At 40.7% G+C, this 20,032-nt stretch carries 20 protein-coding genes and 1 pseudogene; 18 read left to right on the plus strand and 3 right to left on the minus strand.

Annotated elements, in window-relative coordinates:
* The first annotated feature begins 79 nt into the window (after positions 1 to 79).
* Positions 80 to 637 carry an HD domain-containing protein gene (locus tag EI981_RS13835; protein ID WP_126999047.1) on the plus strand — a complete coding sequence of 186 codons (558 nt, stop codon included), beginning with the start codon at positions 80 to 82 and terminating at the stop codon, positions 635 to 637.
* Between the two features lie 1,006 nt (positions 638 to 1,643).
* Here the strand turns inward: EI981_RS13835 and EI981_RS13840 are convergent.
* Positions 1,644 to 2,177, minus strand: a complete 534-nt coding sequence (locus EI981_RS13840) for a hypothetical protein (protein ID WP_126999049.1) — start codon at positions 2,175 to 2,177, stop codon at positions 1,644 to 1,646.
* A 629-nt stretch (positions 2,178 to 2,806) separates the two neighbouring features.
* On the opposite strand from EI981_RS13840, the gene EI981_RS13845 reads away from it, so the two are divergent.
* A complete protein-coding gene (locus EI981_RS13845; RefSeq protein ID WP_126999051.1) occupies positions 2,807 to 3,649 on the plus strand; it encodes a sialate O-acetylesterase in 843 nt (280 codons plus the stop codon).
* On the plus strand, positions 3,646 to 4,185 hold the full coding sequence (locus EI981_RS13850) for a PadR family transcriptional regulator (RefSeq protein ID WP_126999053.1): 540 nt from the start codon (positions 3,646 to 3,648) through the stop codon (positions 4,183 to 4,185). Before EI981_RS13845 ends, EI981_RS13850 begins: the two co-directional genes overlap by 4 nt.
* 271 nt (positions 4,186 to 4,456) lie before the next feature.
* On the opposite strand, the gene EI981_RS13855 is transcribed toward EI981_RS13850, so the two are convergent.
* Positions 4,457 to 4,675, minus strand: coding sequence for an XRE family transcriptional regulator (locus tag EI981_RS13855; protein ID WP_193556468.1), 219 nt, complete (start codon positions 4,673 to 4,675; stop codon positions 4,457 to 4,459).
* Positions 4,676 to 4,996: 321 nt separating this feature from the next.
* Here EI981_RS13855 and EI981_RS13860 point away from each other — a divergent pair, with 321 nt between their 5' ends.
* The 10 genes and pseudogenes from EI981_RS13860 (at position 4,997) to EI981_RS13905 (ending at position 15,358) form a co-directional block, all read left to right on the plus strand.
* Positions 4,997 to 5,413 carry a VOC family protein gene (locus tag EI981_RS13860; protein WP_126999055.1) on the plus strand — a complete coding sequence of 139 codons (417 nt, stop codon included), beginning with the start codon at positions 4,997 to 4,999 and terminating at the stop codon, positions 5,411 to 5,413.
* Between the two features lie 436 nt (positions 5,414 to 5,849).
* Positions 5,850 to 6,527, plus strand: a complete 678-nt coding sequence (locus EI981_RS13865) for a response regulator transcription factor (RefSeq protein ID WP_126999057.1) — start codon at positions 5,850 to 5,852, stop codon at positions 6,525 to 6,527.
* Complete coding sequence (locus EI981_RS13870) at positions 6,524 to 7,531, plus strand: sensor histidine kinase (protein WP_126999059.1); 1,008 nt, start codon at positions 6,524 to 6,526, stop codon at positions 7,529 to 7,531. Before EI981_RS13865 ends, EI981_RS13870 begins: the two co-directional genes overlap by 4 nt.
* Positions 7,532 to 7,614: 83 nt before the next feature.
* Positions 7,615 to 8,337, plus strand: coding sequence for an ABC transporter ATP-binding protein (locus tag EI981_RS13875; protein WP_472795103.1), 723 nt, complete (start codon positions 7,615 to 7,617; stop codon positions 8,335 to 8,337).
* Positions 8,334 to 9,083 (plus strand): ABC transporter permease, encoded by a 750-nt coding sequence (locus tag EI981_RS13880; protein ID WP_126999063.1) that lies wholly within the window; start codon positions 8,334 to 8,336, stop codon positions 9,081 to 9,083. The genes EI981_RS13875 and EI981_RS13880 overlap by 4 nt, the downstream gene beginning before the upstream one ends.
* A complete protein-coding gene (locus EI981_RS13885) occupies positions 9,080 to 9,829 on the plus strand; it encodes an ABC transporter permease (protein WP_126999065.1) in 750 nt (249 codons plus the stop codon). Before EI981_RS13880 ends, EI981_RS13885 begins: the two co-directional genes overlap by 4 nt.
* Before the next feature lie 175 nt (positions 9,830 to 10,004).
* Positions 10,005 to 10,542 (plus strand): annotated as a pseudogene (locus EI981_RS30105) (chloramphenicol phosphotransferase CPT family protein).
* Between the two features lie 166 nt (positions 10,543 to 10,708).
* Positions 10,709 to 11,671 carry an ABC transporter permease gene (locus EI981_RS13895; RefSeq protein ID WP_126999067.1) on the plus strand — a complete coding sequence of 321 codons (963 nt, stop codon included), beginning with the start codon at positions 10,709 to 10,711 and terminating at the stop codon, positions 11,669 to 11,671.
* 322 nt (positions 11,672 to 11,993) lie between these two features.
* Entirely contained in the window at positions 11,994 to 14,126 is a 2,133-nt protein-coding gene (locus EI981_RS13900) for a sensor domain-containing diguanylate cyclase (protein WP_126999069.1), read from the plus strand.
* 725 nt (positions 14,127 to 14,851) lie between these two features.
* The gene (locus tag EI981_RS13905) at positions 14,852 to 15,358 is read left to right on the plus strand and encodes a hypothetical protein (RefSeq protein ID WP_126999071.1); all 507 of its coding nucleotides are present in this window, start codon (positions 14,852 to 14,854) and stop codon (positions 15,356 to 15,358) included.
* 941 nt (positions 15,359 to 16,299) lie between these two features.
* Here EI981_RS13905 and EI981_RS13915 read toward each other — a convergent pair.
* The gene (locus tag EI981_RS13915; protein WP_126999074.1) at positions 16,300 to 17,727 is read right to left on the minus strand and encodes an aminotransferase-like domain-containing protein; all 1,428 of its coding nucleotides are present in this window, start codon (positions 17,725 to 17,727) and stop codon (positions 16,300 to 16,302) included.
* A 185-nt stretch (positions 17,728 to 17,912) separates the two neighbouring features.
* Here EI981_RS13915 and EI981_RS13920 point away from each other — a divergent pair, with 185 nt between their 5' ends.
* From EI981_RS13920 to EI981_RS13940, 5 genes are all read left to right on the plus strand, one after another.
* Positions 17,913 to 18,218 (plus strand): EamA family transporter, encoded by a 306-nt coding sequence (locus EI981_RS13920; protein WP_126999076.1) that lies wholly within the window; start codon positions 17,913 to 17,915, stop codon positions 18,216 to 18,218.
* Positions 18,146 to 18,673 carry a DMT family transporter gene (locus tag EI981_RS13925; RefSeq protein WP_126999078.1) on the plus strand — a complete coding sequence of 176 codons (528 nt, stop codon included), beginning with the start codon at positions 18,146 to 18,148 and terminating at the stop codon, positions 18,671 to 18,673. Before EI981_RS13920 ends, EI981_RS13925 begins: the two co-directional genes overlap by 73 nt.
* Complete coding sequence (locus EI981_RS13930) at positions 18,660 to 19,094, plus strand: PaaI family thioesterase (protein WP_126999080.1); 435 nt, start codon at positions 18,660 to 18,662, stop codon at positions 19,092 to 19,094. Before EI981_RS13925 ends, EI981_RS13930 begins: the two co-directional genes overlap by 14 nt.
* A 33-nt stretch (positions 19,095 to 19,127) precedes the next feature.
* The gene (locus EI981_RS13935; protein WP_126999082.1) at positions 19,128 to 19,640 is read left to right on the plus strand and encodes a GNAT family N-acetyltransferase; all 513 of its coding nucleotides are present in this window, start codon (positions 19,128 to 19,130) and stop codon (positions 19,638 to 19,640) included.
* Between the two features lie 88 nt (positions 19,641 to 19,728).
* On the plus strand, positions 19,729 to 20,019 hold the full coding sequence (locus EI981_RS13940) for an ArsR/SmtB family transcription factor (protein ID WP_126999084.1): 291 nt from the start codon (positions 19,729 to 19,731) through the stop codon (positions 20,017 to 20,019).
* The last annotated feature ends 13 nt before the right edge of the window (positions 20,020 to 20,032 follow it).

The following is a 20,032-nucleotide window of genomic DNA, read 5'->3' on the forward strand; positions in this document are numbered from 1 at the left end:
ATACAGTGGCTTTAGCGTATTTTTTCGGATTAAGATGTTGGCGGTATCCCTTCTAAATTCATATGACGGGAGTATAATAATGATCGAAATAAGAAAACACCTTAATTTTATTAAAGAAGTTGAAGGTTTGAAGTCTGTCACAAGGACGGCTTGGATGCAATCAGGACGCCAAGAGAGCACGGCTGAACATTCATGGAGATTAGCGCTTTTCGCAGCAATCACAGCCAAACAATTTCCAGAATTAGATTACGAAAAAGTATTATTTATGAGCTTAATCCATGATCTTGGGGAACGTTATAGTGGAGACCAATCCGCAGTATTATTGCCAGATAAAACTGAAAAAGAAAAAGAAGAAAAGATGGCAGTTAAAAAGTTAGCAAGTTTTTTACCGTTAATAGAAGGTAATCAATTAATTGCAGTGTGGAATGAATACGAGGAGGGTGTAACGAAAGAAGCGCTTTTCGTTAAAGCACTTGATAAGGCTGAGACCATAATACAGCATAATCAGGGGGAAAACCCTCCCGACTTCGACTATGAATTTAATCTCACCTATGGCTTAAAACATTTTGAACAGGAAGCTTTCTTAAAAAGTTTAAGAGTAGAATTGGATAGAGAGACAAGAAACAAATTAGATTAAAGAACCCTTCAATTAATGCTAAAAACTAAATTACAGTAAGATGAGATATACTTCAAGTTATCCCTTCAGAAATATATAAGTTTATACTACTAGGTATCTCAATGATTAATTGAGTAAAAGAATATTAATAGTGAAGAATTAAAGCCGATGATTCCTTAGTGTAGGAAGAATTGGCTTTACTCATGCAAAAATTTACTTAGCGTATAATATCCGCGTTTTGTCGGTAGGACCCCAGGAATGAATTTTCTCAAACCACTGATTTTTGGCTTAGTTCAATCTATCAAGGATTTGACACCTTACATTTCGGAAGATTTTATTATTCAAGAGCGGTGAACTAGATTCTGAACCAGGACAGCTCACTACTAGACCAAACGACGCTGCGTGAAGTTGTCCAATTAAGCAACCAATTGGCGGTGCGGTGGGATGGTGTTTGTAAACTGCTTTTAAAATATTACTTGCAGAAAACAGCACTTAAAGCGTCAGAGATAATGAGCACGAAGATATGCTATATCTTCCCTTACTCCTCCATGATAGGTTCGATAAAGCAGTGCCCCCATTGGTGCCCCTAGATCTACTCTGAGTTGTGTATCCTCAGACTCCCCATTACTGTTCAGAGGGTTATGAATAGTGTGTGTGAATTTTCCAATCAGAACATCCGCTGCACTTTCTTCTAGAAATGCGCGAACTTCGATGTCAAAGTGTCTTTCATTATCTCCGTTACCTATACCTCTACTATTGAACCAATCGCTTGTATTAGGTTCCAGTTTTGGAGTTTCTCGATGATCTCCATCAACATCCCGAGTCCAGATTAATCTAAATGTCACGCCCGGAAGATCCAATGTAGCAAAATCAATGTGTGTATCATTCTTTATAGTAAGTTTGTCACGCTTTGTAATTATGTCGTCATTTTTTCCATATGCTAAATTGGTATCTATTAATATCCTCCCTCGTTAACTTTCATGTTCGTCTAGCTCTGCTCATTCTTATAATCGAATTCGAGATATCTTTATAAGCTGTCATCGGATATGTCCTGTAATTTTGGTTGTTCTATATCAGCGCTTAAAGTTGCTGGATGCTCGAAATGAGGGCGAAGGTAGCCGATTACCTCAGTAAGATCATCCGTGTGATTATATGGTCTAAAGTACCGAAAAAGAAGAGGTCCTTCTGTTGCATTTATATTTACTCTAAGTTGTGTTTCTTCATTTTCACCATTACTGCCAGGGGGGTTAATAACAGTGTGCGTGAATTTTCCAATCAGAACATCCGCTGCACCTTCTTCTAGAAATGCACGAACTTCGATGTCAAAGTGTCTTTCATTATCTCCGTTACCTATACCCCTACTATTGAACCAATCACTTGTATTAGGTTCTAGTTTTGGAGTTTCTCGATGATCTCCATCAACATCCCGAGACCAGATTAGCCTAAATGTTACACCAGGAAGATCCATTATAGCATAATCAATGTGTGTATCATTCTTTATAGTTAGCCTGTCACGCTTCGTAATTACCTCATCGTCTTTACCATAGATTTGATTGGTCATAAAATCCTCCCTTGTTAATAAAGTGTTTCTACCTTAGATAATTCCCGACTTTGAAAAGATTTATCCATCTTATTTATCTTTTCAAACATATCAAACGTGTTGCTTACCGAGAAATAGGGGAGGATGTTTGACGCCCACTTTTTCCGGGAGTTGACACTAAGCGAAACTACCGTACTCTTTGGAACGACAATGAGTAGCGTCTTACAATCACATGTCGTGTATAGGAAGTGGAGGTGAACCACAATAGAGTAATAGACTTATGTAAATTTAAAAACAACCTGTACAAAGATTAGGCTGCCATGAAGTTCATCGGCAGGAGTAGGCGGGCTTTGTATTGATTGAGATCAACGAAATGTAAAACGGATGGTGAAGTTAAAAGAGCAAAAGCAGCCCATCCTCGGGTGAGGATGAAGCTGCTTTTTCCATAGCATCGTATCTTTTTTCAGTTTCGAGCCCTAACTACCATTAAGCGAGGCTTTCGCAGGGCTCTCCAGATGGAGTCTTAAAGATTTCAAAAATATGGCATTGAGCCCTCTTAATATAATTACATTGACCATAGTCTAATTAGACTATATAATATTTTTGAGTCTAATTAGACCATAATAGTGATGTAAAGGAATGAAGAGTAAATGATAAAGTCATTTTTAATGCTGGGTCAGTCTAATATGGCGGGCCGTGGATTTTTGCATGAAGTCGATCCTATCTATAAAGAAAAAATAAAAATGCTGCGCAATGGACAGTGGCAAATGATGACAGAGCCGATTAATTACGACCGTCCGGTTTCCGGTGTAAGCCTGGCAGCGTCTTTTGCCGATGCATGGTCGAAAGCCAATCCCGATGAAGAAATCGGTTTGATTCCTTGTGCGGAAGGTGGCAGTTCCTTGAGTGACTGGCATCCGGAAGGCATCCTTTTTCAGCATGCTTTGTCCGAAGCCCGCTTCGCTCAGCGGTCCAGTCAAATCCAAGGAATCCTTTGGCACCAGGGTGAGAGCGATAGTTATGGTTCACTACATGAAACTTATTACGAGAAATTAACCCTTATCATCGAGATCCTAAGAAATGAATTGAATCTTAATGAGGTACCTTTGATCATTGGCGGACTTGGTGATTTCCTTGGGATGACCGGTTTTGGACAGCACGCGACAGAGTATCGACAGGTCAATGAACAATTACAGCGTTTCGCCAATGAACAGCGAAATTGTTATTTTGTAACAGCGGCAGATTTGACTGCGAATCCTGATGGCATTCATTTAGACGCTGTTTCGCAACGCAAATTCGGCTACCGTTATTTCGAGGCTTTTTCGAAAAAATGTCATGTCCTGGAACCCATCCCAGGAGAGGAGCAATCGCTGGTAATGAAACGCGACTATTCGACAAAAGAACAGATTTACCTTCATAGCTTGGATTTGGCTTCGGGTAAAATCACGTATGCGGAATTTAATACGAAGATGGCGAAGGTGATGCAGCCTTGATCCCCTTACTCATCCTTGGCTTGCTCATCCAAAACCCCGGCGCTCACGGCTACGAACTACTGGCCTTAATGGAAAAACGCCATTACAAATATATTGTAAACTTCACGAAAGGCTCGTTTTATTACAATCTGCAGCAACTTGAAGAAAAAGGTTGGATTGAACAGATTCAGCAGAATCCTTCAACCAGTGGGCGCGAAATTCGGAACTTTAAAATCACCGGATCGGGAATGGCTGAATTCGAAAAATTAATGGCCAAATACGGCACAAAATCGGAATATGTGAACCTGCAATTTTATGGGACGCTGCTCTTTGCCGATGAATACGACAAAAACAAATTGCTGGAACTGATCCAATCGCAAATAGACCAGACTAAAACCCGAATCGCCCTCCTTGATGAATACTTGTCCAACACACAAGAACTTCCCGGCACAATCGATTATTACCGCCGAATGAACGAAAATTCCCGTTCCCATCACTTGGTTAACTTAGAGTGGTTTGAACAATTGAGAGCAGAAATAGAGGGACATATTGCATGATAAAAAAAGAAGCTTTGGTGTAAGCGCGAACGTTTGGACGTACAAGGTCAGATCGATACAACCCAAACCAAGCGTTTGACATTCTTAATCGATGCTGTCGCCCGAGTCATCATGGCCTATACCCTTGTTAAATTAACAGGGAACAATAGCTCCATAATACACAATGTAGGCGACCGGAAAAAATTCGGCCGCCTTCGTTAGTTAACGGGCAGGACTCAGGTTTTGTTATCCTTGATTATTGGTTATTGGCCAAAAGAAAAACCGCCTATAATTAGACATCGGAAGGCGTTAATTCGTACAGGCTACGCACCTCGCACTGAAGCGTATCGGCGATCGAAATCGCGAGCTTAAGAGACATCACTCTTTTATTGTCGATAAAGTCATCCAGCCGCTCCCGTCTCACCCGCAGTTCAAGCGCCAGCCGTTCCAGTGGCATTCCTCCTTTATGAAGCCTTTCCTCTAGCAGGCAACGGCCAAGTTCGTACTTCAATATGCATATGCCCCTCTCAGAAAAAATCGTCCAACGAATCTTATGATTTCCTTTCCGCTTTAGCTTCATCCCCGGGTTGGATCTCGGGAATCGTGAGCGTAAACAGCGTGCCCGTCCCAGGCACGCTTGATGGATACCTCTCCGTCCAGCGCCCGGTATTACTAAACTTTAATGATAATCGGCCTTAGCAGCCCATTAAGCTAACAGGCAGGTTAGTTGAAGAAGGATTAACTTCCAAACAAGAAGGAAAGTTTATAATAAGCATTGAATTTATATAGGGCTGAGTGATTACTGCATCTCTATATCAGGAGGCTGTTAGGTATGTCGAGAGAATTATGGTTGAACCTTCCAGTACGAGAACCAGAACGGGCAAAGGCGTTTTATACCCAGCTCGGTTTTCGGTTGAATGAGCAGTATGCGAGTCAAGACGGCTCATTCAGCTTGATCGTCGGCGACAATCAGGTTGTTTTGATGCTCTTCCCGGAATCCGCGTTCCGCGGTTTTGCTGGTAATGCGGTTGCGGATTCGTGGCAGGGCACTGAAGTGTTATTCTCTCTGGGGGCGAACTCCAGGGATGAAGTTGATGAGTTCGCCTTGAAAGCTGAATGTGCCGGCGGTACTGTATTCAGCAAGCCAGGCGAAAAAGGTGGCTGGATGTACGGCTGCGGTTTTGCCGATCCGGACGGTCATCGGTGGAACGCGTTGTATATGGATATGAGCAAAATACCGCAAGGCTGAAAACCCGATTCGCCATTTCGTGACGAGTGTTGAAACAGAAAGTCAAATAAAGTTACACAAGTAAGAGAATCAACCAAACAAAAGCGAAAAACTGTTTTAAGTCACAGGACAAGAACATAGTCCTTTAAGTAACTGCGCCCCGCGCAGTTTTCTAATTTAAGGGATCAGGTTCTTGTCCTTTACTCGAGACAAGAACCTGATCCCTTTGCTGATAATGGACAAGAACATAGTCTTATTGCTGATTTGTTAAAGTAAAGTTAACAAAGCTCAATAGTTACGACATGAATGAGTACCTAAAAGTTTTAACAATACACCGATACGGGGAGATAACTCAACTCATTATTAACGAACGATAAAATTGTCTTAACTGGAAGCTATTTTTTAGATTGTGTTAATCTGTTTAATAGTGAACTCAATTTAGAGAGAGGGATGTTACTTGAAAACAAACGTATTATATATTGAGGATAATGAGAAAATAGGCAGTTGGGTGAAAGAAGAATTGGAACAGCGAGGATTTTCAGTTCAGTGGTTGCTTTCTGGTGAAGGAGCCGAAAAAGAAGTAAATCAGCATGAAATCGTTATTTTGGATATCATGTTACCCGGTTTAGACGGATTTACTGTGGGAAAACGATTAAAAAAGGCAGCTCCTGCTGTTCCTATTTTGCTGTTATCTGCTCGAACATCGATAAATGATAAGGTAGACGGTTTACAATTTGCTGATGACTATTTAACGAAACCATTCCATACGGATGAATTGGTTGCAAGATTAGAAGTATTAATCCGTCGAAGAGGTGGAACATATTCCGAACGCATTTCATTAGGAGATCATATTGAAGTAGATCCGGAAGTTCAAATGGTATATGACAAACTCACAGGAGAAGAAATTATATTGACTGGGAAACAACATCAAATTTTAATGTACTTCTTACGCCACCCCAATCAAGTTCTACCAAAAGAACAAATCTATGAAGCCATTTGGCAAGAAACTTATATCACTGGTGATAAAACCATAATGGTACATATCCATCGACTTCGTCAAAAGCTGGAACGTCATCCCGATTCACCAGAGATTATTGAAACGTTGAAGGGAATAGGCTATCGGGTGAAACTATGAAACAGAATAGACCATTATTTCGTCGTTTTCTAAAAGTACATTTTCTATTTATCTTTCTTCCTCCTATTGTGCTTATTTTCTTCAGTGCATTTGCTGGGTTTTCTAACACTGGGGAACAACTGAATACGTTAAATCTATTTTACGCTACATTACTTTTGTTTGGTTTTATTATTGTCGCATTTGTTATATTATCTTGGCTGTTCTTCTTGAAACTTCAAAAACGTCTCGCCCGCTTACAGGAAGTCATGTCATCTTCCGCGAAAAATAAATCATTTCCGAAACCCATATCTGTTCAAGCGGATCGTATGGATGAGATAGACCAGTTGGGAAGTTCTTTTAATTGGATGATTCAGCAGCTTGAAGACAGCCGCAAGCGAGAATATGAAGAGGAATTATTACGACATCGACTCATTGCGAATTTATCTCACGACTTACGAACGCCACTTACCATTTTGAGAGGACATGTCACCAGATTAAATAAAGAATTAATAAGTTTAGAAGGACAAAACTCATTAACAGAGATAAACCATATGATTACAAGAATCGGAGATCTAATGGATGATTTACTTACCTATACATTGCTTACCTCCGGAAAACATCCTTTTGAGCCCACATCAACAGATATTGGACGTTTAGTAAGAGCATCTGTTGCTGCGTGGTACCCTGCATTTGAAGAAAAAGAAATTCAGCTGGACGTTGATTTACCGACAGAGGAGACTTTTTATTGGGAAGCAGATCCGAAATGGATGACACGGGTTATGGATAATTTATTTCAGAATATTCTTCGCCATGCAGCAGAGGGAAAATATGCAAACATTGTGGTTGATGTAGAAAAAGAACTGATTATTGTTGTAGACAGAGGACCGGGTATGGATAACTCTCCCTATGAGCGTGGGGCGGGGATTGGTTTATCGACTTCAAATTATATGTTGAAAAAAATGAAGCTGAAAGCTGACTTTACATCAAATGAAAATGGCACAAGAGTAGCTATTGGTAGAGCGTAACCTAAAGTTAACCCATAAGTAAACACCATGATAACCGAGATGTAACTTCGCTTCTTTATAATTAGAACCATAACAGAAAGGAAGTGTTATGGTTGCTTTCAATTAATAACTTAGTCAAACATCGCGGAACTGGGGAAATCTTATCAGGTATCAGTTTTAAAGCTAGACCCGGTAGAGTAACTGGTTTTTTAGGTCCAAATGGGGCAGGTAAAAGTTCTACACTTCGCATCCTGCTTGGATTAGATCATGCCACCTCAGGGAGTGCACTAATTAATGGAAAGCCATTCACAGAATTACATAATCCTCTAGCAACAGTAGGGGCCGCACTTGATGGATTTGGAGCTCATCGTATGCGAACAGGACGGGCACACTTGCGTTGGATTGCTCGTGCCGCAGGATTGCCTCGATCACGTGTCGAGGAAGTTCTGGGAATAGTTGGTCTTACGAATGCAGCTGGGAAAAGGGTTGGGAGTTATTCACTTGGTATGGGGAGAAGACTTGGAATGGCAGCTGCACTTCTTGGTGATCCCGAAATATTGGTCTTAGATGAACCCGTAAACGGGCTCGACCCACAAGGAATTCGGTGGATTCGGACATTTTTACGTGAACGTGCTGCGTCTGGTAACACGGTGTTACTATCCAGTCATCTAATGGGAGAGCTTGCAGAAACTGTTGATGATGTGGTGATTATTAATCACGGAAAAATCGTCGCAGATGGAACATTGGAAGAAGTAATAGGTAATCATTCCACGCTGGAGGAAGCCTTTTTTTCCCTGACAACTGAAGATGCAGGTGCTGTTGTATGAGAGCATTCAACGCGGAACTATCTAAATTGTTCTCCCTGCCGAGCATTTGGCTTGCCTTTCTTATTGGAGCTTTTGCCCCAGCGGTCATTGCTACCTTGGACAGTATAGCACAAAAAGAGGAGATAATAGCTGGAGTTAGCACACAGCTATCGGAAGTTGGCTATATTGGATTAGCTCTTGGTGTGCAAGGTGTTATTATTCTTGGTGTACTTGCTGTCAGCAGTGAGTATTTGACAGAGAGCAGTGAGTCGGGTGGAGGACAACAGATTACAACAAGTTTAACGGTTGTTTCATCACGGCTTCATTTTTTGCTGGCAAAAGCATGCGCTGTGACAGTGATCAGCATCCTGCTTTGTATTGTAGCTATTATGACAACTGTGTCAGCCACGCATCTTATTCTCGGTGATTATACCCCTGCATTTGAATGGTCTAAACTGATCGGTGCAGTTTGTTACTGGGCATTCACTGCTCTTTTAGCATTTGGGATTACGGTTCTAACTAAGAATGGCATTATTCCGATTGCTGTGCTCATCATAAATACATCCCTTGTATCATTCAGTTTCCTGCTTTCTAAGATTACAAAGTTGGCGTTATACTTACCAGATCGAGTTGGCCTTGAAATGTTTATGTTTATGAGCGACAGATTTCTTACCCCGTTCATAGGTGGTTTAGTCATGTTTGCTTGGGTAATCGTTCTTTTCATTGTTGCAGCTATTGTATTCCATAGGAGGGATGTTGCAGCATGAGTGTCTCTTCTAGTAGAAAGATAACACAAATCCTTGGTGCTGAACTGGATAAATTAGTTACATTACCATTGATATGGCGCACTCTTATTGTTACATTCATTGTTAATTTAGTTTTAGCCGCAGCTTTTACTTCTGTTGGTCTACAAGGGGCAGCAGGAACGCAAAGTATACTGAATATAGGACTTGCTTCTATGAGATATCTTCATGCAGGGTTCATTATTCTTGGTATCTTAGCAACTTGTTCGGAGTATACTGGTGGACAGATTCGAACTACTTTAACTGCGATACCATGGCGTAGGATTCAATTATCCACGAAGTATTTGGCTTTGGCAATTATAACCATTCCCGTGGCGTTTATAATTGCTGCATCAGGTGTACTATACACTTTTGTCATGATGAGAGACAGAGCAGTAGTGATTGAAATAGATACAATGATAAAAACATTAGTAGGTGCAACAGGCTATCTAACATTAACCACACTTATCAGTGCAGCTATAGGTGGTTTACTAAGACGAACCACTCCTGCCTTAGTAATACTTCTTGGTTATTATTTTATTGTCAGTCCATTGTCGAGAGATTTTCTACCTAATTATTTTCCGGATACGGCAGGATATTATATGTATATGCCGCCTTCCTCTAATGAAATAAATATCCTTACACCAATGCAAGGGACAGGTATTTTAATGTTATGGACACTGATCTTTATTACAGTAGCTATTGTATTTTACCGTAAACGAGATGCCTAAGTAATCGCGGCTTTTCGTATTATTAGGTCAGCCAGAGTTTTCTGGTTGGCCTATACTAACGGGCAGGATAGTTTAATCATTTCTCGAATATTTTCTGAGTAGGATAATTTTATGAACTTTGTGAATATAACGTTATCTGAAAAATTCGAAAATCTTATATGTGAGGGTGATTCGTTTGAAGCAAGGGCTCATTGTGTTGATGAACGGAACTTCAAGTTCAGGAAAGACTAGTATTTCTATGGAACTGATCAATCAGAATTTCCAGATCTTAAACCTGTAAGAGAAGTGGATGATCAAGTTGTCGTACAAATACTTTTTGATCCCATAATCTCCATGTACTATTCGACAATTAAACTGTTTTCAGAAATGGGTTTGAATGTAATCGTCGATACCGTAATCGACAATGACAAGCGATTTAATGATTACCTTGATGTACTTTTTGATCATCCTACATTATTTGTAGGTGTAATATGCTCGAAAGAAGAACTCATAAGAAGAGAGCAAATAAGAGGAGATCGAAAAATTGGACTAGCAAATTCCCAGTTCAACACAGTATATTGCTTTAATGAATATGACCTTGAATAAATACTGAAGAGTTGAATCCAACAGAATGTGCCGAAAAGATATTAAGTTTTATTAAGTCTGGTAAGGATTACTCGGCATTTAAGAAATTAAGTAAAAGAGATATTACTCGGAATATGGAGTTGGGTTAGTCTCCGTTTGAGTGGTGGATTGATTAAAGACTTCCCTGTAGCTTCTATTTAAAGCGATATACGAACTCCTTTACCTTAATCCTGTATCATTCCTACTAATATGTGGAAATAGATTGGTAGAAATGATATGATATCAGGGATTTAAGGGATAAATGGGGGAACACATGTGTGGAAATATATTTTTAACCGTACATTGCAATCTATTTTCGTACTGTTTGTGGTTTCTTCCATATCTTTTGTTCTCATGCATTCCATGCCAGGGAATCCTTGGGCGAGCATTGGAATGACGGAAGAGCAGCACAAATGGGTAGAAGAGCAAAAACAGCTTCACGGACTCGATCTACCAATATACTTGCAATATATCCATTGGCTCAAAGGCCTTACGAAAGGTTATTTGGGACTGGATTATCAGTTTTATTCGATTGATAGCTACTTATGGCTATATGCACAAAACAGCTTTATCCTTTTGGGAACGGCCTGGGTCATTACGTTGATGATCGCCATACCATGGGGGATACATAACAGTATTAAGCCATATGGTATATCAGACCGGCTGGCTATGTTATTTGGGTTCATCGGATTTAGCATACCCGCCTTTGTACTGGGTTTCTGGCTACAGCAGATTTTTGCCATGAAGTTGCTGTGGTTGCCGCCCAGTAGCATGCATACACCTTCGAAAGAAGGCAATATCCTTGACTTAATTCAGCATATGATTCTTCCTGTATCGACGGTAATCTTAGGTATGCTAGCCTATTATTTAAAGTTCATCCGATATGGCATGTTAGAAATTTTGGACACCCAATACCTGTTGACTGCCAGAGCCAAAGGAGTATCCGACAGAGGTGTTATATACCGCCACGCATTGAAAAATGCCATGATTCCAATTATTACGTTAATTGCACTCGATATTCCCGCACTTATAGGCGGATCAGTTATTATTGAAAATATATTTAATTGGTACGGACTGGGTTTCTTGATGCTACAATCCGCCTTAAAGCGAAATTTTCCGGTTTTGATTGCTATCATTCTGGTTTTGTCTGCTTTTATCATCTTGGCCAATTGGTTGGCGGATGTGCTCTATTCGGTGGTTGACCCGCGTGTTCGGAGGAATGGAAATAAGAGATGCTAAAATTGTAAGCGGTCTAATAGACCGGCGGCTGGAGGGTAGTAAGAAAATTTGTGCACCATCATGGACTGTCAGGTGACAAGAACATAGTAACATTGAAAACCGCATAAATTGCGGCTTTTTTTGTTTTGTGTTATCAAGTTCTTGTCAATATGAAATGACAAGAACTTTAACCGTATCACAAGTAGGGCGAATTTTTGGGTGGAGTCTCTCCTATAGGAAAAACACTATAACAATTTCCAATTATTCATTATAATAGAGTGAACTAAGTCAACATTTATAATTTTTTTACAAAAGCTACAATGAGAAACTAGGTGAAAATGAAATGTGGCCGGAGGAGTTAAACAAAGAACTGAGCAAGTTGAAGGATGATGAAAATTATATCATTAAAATATGTGAAAAAATAAGAGGAACTGAGCCTAAAGTTGCAATAGGGGCCTACGAAGCAGCTACTAAATTTGTAAGAGAGAATAATATGTTAATCTGTGCTTACCCATGGATTCTTTATTTTAAAGGCTGGTTATACTTTGAATCGACAGACTTTAAAACTGCGACCGCTCTTTATGAAGAGGCTTATCATATTTTTAAAGAAAATAACAATATAGATGGACAATTGGCGACTAGCAGTGCATTTGTAAGTGGTTATTCGGTACAACAGAAACTTTCCAAAGCCATTGAGCATGGTATGGAGGGTATAGAACTAGCAGAAAAAGTGGGTAACTATGAGCGACTAACTCAAATCAAAGGGAACCTTGCAGCGCTGTATATGGAAATCGATGAGTATGAAAAGGCAAAAGAGCTATTAGATCAGATCGAAAACATACCTCGTGTTTATAATAATGCTTTTAAAGTGGCTTGTTACATTAATCAAGCTGAATGTTGCAACCATTTGGACGATCTAGATCAGGCGATAGTGTATATAACGAAGGCGCTTGAATTAGCAGAGGAATACACTCCCAGTATGATGCCCAATGTGTTAAAAGAAATGGCTCATATTTACGCGACTAAAGGGTGCTACGGTACAGCAGAAGAATACTTCGTCAAGAGTGTAGAAATGGCGAAAGCGGGAGGAGCGCAACTGTATCTTCAAGATGCACTATTGTACTGGGCAGAGCTAGATTTGGTACAAGGTCGATATAAGGAGACTATTGATAAGCTGCAACAAGTAGAAGAAGGGATAGAAAAGGCCAATTCTATAAGGAATTTACATAAAGTGTATTTGAATATGAGCAAAGGATTTAAAGGTCTGGGGAATTATGGACAAGCCTATGCGTATTTAGAAAAACATATGGAATTAGAAAAAGAAATGCAAGCTATTCGCAGTGCTGAGAGTATGGAAATGCTGAATCGAAAAAGAGAAGAGGAAGAGGGGAAAATCTACAAGTTTCTCTATAATCAAACTGAAGCATTGAATGGTGTGGGTCAGAAAATCCTGTCTAACTTGGACAAGGAAAGTATCTTTAATATTGTTACCAAAGAAATACAGGATTTGATCCAAGCGGATATTATTCAAATTGGCATTTATAACGAAGAGGAAGGGATCCTTAACAATGAGTTGTCTATCGAAAAGGGACAACGGTTGGTCAAGGGGCCTATGTCTATATTAGAAGATAGCTTTTGGGCGTATAGTGTCAAGCACAAGCAGGATATCTTTATTAAGGATATTGAAAAGGAATATAGCCGATATTTTGATGATTTTAAGGAATATTTAGAGAAGGTAAGGAAGAAAAAGGAGTATGTAATAGAGACAATACCTTATTCTCTTATATTTGTACCTATTATTCTGAAAGATAAGGTAATAGGGGTGATAAGTACTCAAGCTTATAAGAAAAACTCTTTTAACTTAAAAGACTTGAGTACATTAAAGACCCTATCTAATTATCTAGGGATTGGGTTAGAGAATGCTAGACTATATATGGAAGTTGAATTTGCATCTAAGTATGATATGTTAACCAAAGTCTTTAGTCGAAAAGAATTGTTTGAAGAAACAACCCAAATGTACGAGCAACTTAAAGAAAGCAAGAACGCAAATGGAACACTATGTATCCTGATGATTGATGTGGATAATTTTAAGAGAATAAATGATGTTTACGGTCACCAGGAAGGAGATAGGGTGCTAGAGCGTGTGGCAGATCTGATTCAAGCTAGTATAGGAGAAAAGGATAGGGTAGGCAGATATGGCGGGGAAGAGTTTATGGTGGGAATTCCCGATGAAACGTTGAAGCAATGTATTCAAAAAGCAGAGATTATCCGAAAAAATGTTGAGAAGGCAGTTATAACATCATTTCTAGGGATACCCATTCCTATTACCGTAAGTATAGGGGGAGCCAACTTAAATACAAAGAAATATACCTTAGAGCAAATGATTAATTATGCTGATAAAGAATTATTCAAAGCTAAAAAATCAGGAAAGAATAACGTATTTGTATATCATCAAGAAGAAGGTACGGGCGTTTAGATAGGGGATGTCCCAAAAGCCATGAAAATGGATTGCGGCATCCCCACAGCATTGCTGATATTTTTGCGGGTGCGGAATTGTTGCCTATGAAGCAAAGAGTGAAGGTATAGATTTTTGGATATCATATTAATCGAGTAGCAGCACTGATTGCTAGAGTGAAAAGCAAAAAGCTAGAAATCGTTTGGATCCCAACCCTATTGAACGATCGTGCGAGATATCTATGCGGTCTCCAATAACGATCGGAGAACGACATCGCTTTAAAACCCGAAAATTTAAGTTTTGAGGAAAGTTTCTTCAGGTAGGCACCTGCATTACCATTACTGGCCGTCCGTAAGGAAAGCAGGAGCGAAAATGGACAAACTAGGAACTCGAACTCTTTTACAATAATTCGATAAGGGATACGCTTTAATATCAGCTCCTGTAGAATACTGATCCCTTACCCACTTTCAACCATCGACATGATTTCATAATCGTCCGTTAAACTAACGGGAAACTATAGCACAATAAAAACAAGAAGGCAGCCGACCAACTTGATCGGCTGTCTTTGTTCAATTAACGGGCAGGATAACTCCAATATGTGGTAGTATTTATATTGAAGTATAAGTTGTAATTAGCAGCCCTAATATAAGTGGCAGTCGGCCTGAGGTGAACTAATGAATTTTAGATGTGAGTGTGGACAAAGAATACACGATACGACTGATTATTTATCCTATAAGGGATATTTAATGTCGGACCAAGATCAGTTTGATCTCCTGGACGAGATTGACGATGCTATTGAGAAATCGGGACCGTCATCTACAGATAAAGAAGAAGCTACAATGAGAATCCGATCATTAATAAGCACACTTTTTAAAACGGTTTATCAGTGTTCCAATTGCGGTAATTTCTTCATTGATAATAATCATCCTAAGCTAGAAATGTTCAGGGGAGTTAATCAAGTTAATAAAAACTTATTGGTGTCAGCTTTAGGGGACAAGTGGAGAGGTTTTATATATGCGGAGTGGAAAGATAAAATTCCCGATTGGCAAACGTCCAATGGAACCCTATATAACGAAACGAATTCAAGTTCTCTAACCGGGCAATTGGACGGAAATGGAAAGTATAGTGATTGGGAAACCTTGGAGCAGGATTATTATCAGTTATTTAATGAACTGAAGAATAAGAATGTCATACGGTATAGCCAATTAAAAAAGAACTATACAGTCATTCATTCATGGAGTTTAAAAAAATAACTCCTCCTTTTTGAGCGGTCTAAGAGCTCGGTCCACAAACGGCAAACTCTAGTTGAATAGACCCAGTCTAAAACCTCTTATTAGTAGCAAACTAGGATTGCTCTAATAGGAGGTTTTACTATGATTTTAAGTGAACTTTGGAATCATTATGAGGCAGACAAACGAATCCAAGGATTTAGCCCGAATACATTGCGAGCTTACGCTTTACAACTAAAGATGCTGTTAAAGACCTCGTGGATGTAGATATCTCAAGGGTAACTCTGAATCTCTTGAAAGAATACTTAGCTAAACAATCCAAATCCCCATGGCGCTGTTAAGCTAACGGGCAGTTTAGCGCAACAAAACCGAACCATTAACGTCTAAATATTGGAAGTTTTCGAGTTCGTATTATCACGAATATTACTGATAAGGTATTATGGTAATGGGAGAGCATGCATCACAAAGTATTGAGCTTTACAATTTTAAAAACGATCAATATAAAGGAAGATTATAGAAAACAACGTACGTTAGGTAAAAATTAAATTATTTATTAGAGGTGTAATGATATGTATAACTCATTAGAAAAATTTTATGAGTTAGTTGCCCAAGGAACAGAGAATAACAATGGAGATTTGATATTCCAAAAATGAGATAAGGAGTTGCAAAAAGTATAAAATGAAAATAAGTTTGATAGGTTTAACGGTTTTGCAGAACAATATGACAAATTCAGATCTACAGCGGACGAGCTGGGGCTCCTAAAGCATTTGGGTAAAAAATGATAGAAGTGCGTGAGACCACCGACTGTGGTCATGGTTACAAAAGAGCCATCGATATAGTAAAAGAAAAGAGCGAGGTTCGCGGTCATTTTTCCACGAGCGCTCGCTCTTTTTGCTACGCTGTTATCCAATTGAACAGTTTGCAGGTACAATTTGAGCAAACGTGAGGCCAGAAGTGGTAATTTTTCATCCTTTCAAACCCCTGTCTGCCAATTCGACAAGCCTCTGGATGCCTTCTCTCAATAGCTGCTCATTCAGATAGGAATAGCTGAGGCGTATCCATGATTTGTACTCCTTGAGCGGATCACAAATCGCTCCTGGCACAAAAGTAATTGATTGCTTGATGCATGTACTGAGTAAAGGTTCAATCTCCACCGTTTCCGGAAGCTTCACCCATAAGTTGAATCCGCCTGCAGGGGAGTTCCACTGCCAGTCGGTAGCGGACAATTCCTGTTCTACGATATCCTTGCGGACCGTAAGCGCAATGCGAAGCTTCTCCATATGCTGCTGCAGCCGCTCGCTGAAAAAATAATGCAGAAAAATTTTCTGATTCACCAAAGGCGTCCCACTGTCCGACAACATTTTGGCTTTTATCAGGTAGTTCATGATGGAAGGGCGGCACGCAACGATGGCGATACCGAGGCCAGGAGCGATATATTTGCTGAAGCTGCGAAGATAAATGACCCATCCTGCCGTATCGTAAGCAAAAAGAGGCCGTGGCGGCTCTTCACCAAAATATATGTCGCGGTAAGGATCGTCCTCAATTAGCAGACATTGATACCTCTCAGCAAGCTCAACGAGCCTTTTCCTTTGTTCGGCGGGTACAATATAGCCTGTTGGACTTTGAAAGGTGGGATTTAAATAAAACAACCGTGGCTTGTAGGCTTGCATCAGCTTCTCCACCTGCTCCAGATCGTAGCCGTACGGGTGGATCTCGACCGGAACGATAACCGCGCCTTGTCTTCTGAAAATATCAATCGCCGTGCTGTAAGTAGGACGCTCCAACATAACGACATCTCTCGGCTTGACCAGTGCTCTGGCAACCAAATCCATGGCCTCCTGCGATCCGCATGTGATCAATAATTCGTCTGCAGACAAGTGAAACCGGTGGCAATCAGTAAAGTACCGGCACAGCGCATCTCGCAGCTCCTGGTCTCCTTGCACGGTAAAGTAGGTGCCGAGCATTTTGGGATACAAATCGAATACTTGCTTCACATATTCCGAAAAATAAAGATTTGGGAGCAGGTTCGGATCGAGCAGCGATTTTGACAGTACATATTCGGCTTGCACCTGATGAATTTCAGAAAGATGGCTTTCATGCACGTAAGCAGAAATGATCGGATCATGCAGCGAATCCGCTGGAAAACTATCACCGTTCGGTATCACATAATAGCCGGATTTGTCCTTCGCTTCAACGATCCGATTTTCCTTTAGTAGCTGATAGGCTTTATAGACCGTTAGTCGATGCACATTGAATTCCATCGCTAGCGAGCGGATGGAGGGAAGCTTCTCATGCGGCTTCCATTCTCCGCGATTGATTCGATCCAGAATATAGTCATAAATTTGTTCAAACAGTTTGCCTGCATATCTGTTTGAATGAACTGTTTTTTTCATATGTTTTGCCCCCAGACCCATTCACCCGAAATACGCACTAGTGTGTATCTCTATTATACAGGAAGTTCCATCCTTCTGTTCTGGTCCTATCGATCTGTTCTATTTACCTTCGTTTATGATGGAAAAAAGGGGGCTGATCAATTCTGTCGGAAAATTCACATAGCTCATGAAAGAAGGTTTTAGAAATGAACAGAAACACTTTATTAACGGGTATCATCTATTATTTGATTCCTGTGCTGGCGTGGGGGGGCATGTTTCCCGTCATGCAAGTTGCCTTGAAGGTTCTCGATCCGTTCTATTTCACGACGATTCGCTACATATGGGCAGGTCTCATTCTTTTAGGAATGCTGATCGTTTTCGAAGGGAAGAACGTTCTCCGATTGGAGGGGAAATCATATTCATTGCGCTTTCAGGCGCAATGCTGGTCATTACGAATGGAGACCCCTCCCAAATCGTTCAAATCAAAGAGTACATTGGCGCCAGTCTGCTGATTATGCTCGGTGCTCTATGCTGGGTCATTTATACGATGGGTGGCAGTCAATTTGTAGGCTGGTCGCCGCTTCGCTACACCGCTCTGACAACATGCTTCGGATCCTTGATGAATATTTTATTAATCCTGTCGGCAACGGTTTTCGGTGCCTTGAGGGCGCCAAGTGTGGAGAGGATCGGAAGCGCAGGGGCGGAACTACTGTATATGATCCTGATTGCAGGCGTACTTGCCGTGTTCACATGGAACGTCGGCAATAAAATTTTGAAGCCAGAGAACGGCATGTTATTTATGAACATTGTCCCTGTTACGTCAGTCACGTTCAGTGCCCTCCAGGGCGTTGAAGTCGGAAGGTTACAGATGGCAGGGACCTTTATCGTGATCATCGCGCTGGTGATTAATAATTTGAATCAGAGACGAGGAAAGATGCAGGTGAGTATGCAAAATGACCATTCTTGATCATTATCGGAATGTGCTGAACGGAGAATTGAAGCAGTCTCCCGTTGAGCGCCTTATGGGACTGAAGTTAATTAGCGTAGAAGAGGGCGAAGCTACGTATGAAATGGAGGCATCGGAACAACATGCGAATCCGCAAGGCACATGCAACGGCGGTATAATCGGAATTCTTGCCGATATGGCCATGGGAATTGCCTACGGATCTACCTTGCAAAAAGACGAAACCTTCACCACGATCGAGTTGAAAATAAACTTTTTTAGACCTGTGTGGAACGCTAAAATAAAGGCCCATGCTACGCTGTATAAGCGGGGACAAACAATTGGGTTCATCCAATGCAATATTACTGACGAGAACGGGAAAATCATCGCTCATGCCTCAAGTACTTGTATGACATTAAGGGGCGATAAAGCACAAGGCAGGTAGACCCGCGGGACATACAAAAGGAGGAAACATAGCATGCATGAAACAGTGCTCACGATCACTTCGATGGAGACACTCGAAGAAGCTCTTGCCTTCAAAACACTTAATGAGGAATGGATCGCCCGGATCTTCACCATCGAAGAGGCGGACCGGGTAATCCTCGATAACCCGGTAGAAAACATCATGAACAGAGGAGGAGACGTACTCATCGCACGCGATAGCGATTCTATCGTCGGATGCGTTGCACTCGTGCCGACTGGGGCTGGCGTGTTCGAGCTCTCGAAGATGAGCGTTACACCCGAGTTACGGGGGCGCGGATACGGACGGAAGATCATTCATGCCGCCATTAACCACGCACGTGGGCTTGGCGCAACATCGCTGTTTTTGGGTAGCAGCACCAAGCTACCGAACGCTGTTCATCTATATGAATCGGTTGGATTCAAGCACGTTCCTGTCGAGCAGATCAGGCCCATGCCCTATGTAAGAGCGGATGTGTTTATGGATATGGAACTAGTGAATACGAAGACAATATTTTTCAAGTCCCAGTGACCGCTGATTCATTTATAGGGTCTTCGGATTTTATGGTGGTGTTTTTCTAAAGACTTGATTTGTAGCGATATCTTAGTAAAATGGTTTTATGACTACTCAAAAAATAATAAATGATGAACTCAGAGTTAAAATATTTAAGGCGTTAGCTGATGAAACAAGATTGGACATCATACGAGCTCTATACGCTGGCATGAAGGAGATGAATTGTGGAGAAGTTGGACACATTCGCGATACTACGAAATCGAATACTTCATATCACTTGCGTACTTTAAAGGAGGCGAAATTGATCAAGGTACGAAAAGAAGCTCAAGCGAAGTATATGAGCATCGATTTGGAGACATTTCTAACTTACTTACCCGGATTTCTGGATACGTTGTAGAAAGAAATTCTTT

The sequence above is a fragment of the Paenibacillus lutimineralis genome, from assembly GCF_003991425.1.
GTDB lineage: Bacteria > Bacillota > Bacilli > Paenibacillales > Paenibacillaceae > Fontibacillus > Fontibacillus lutimineralis.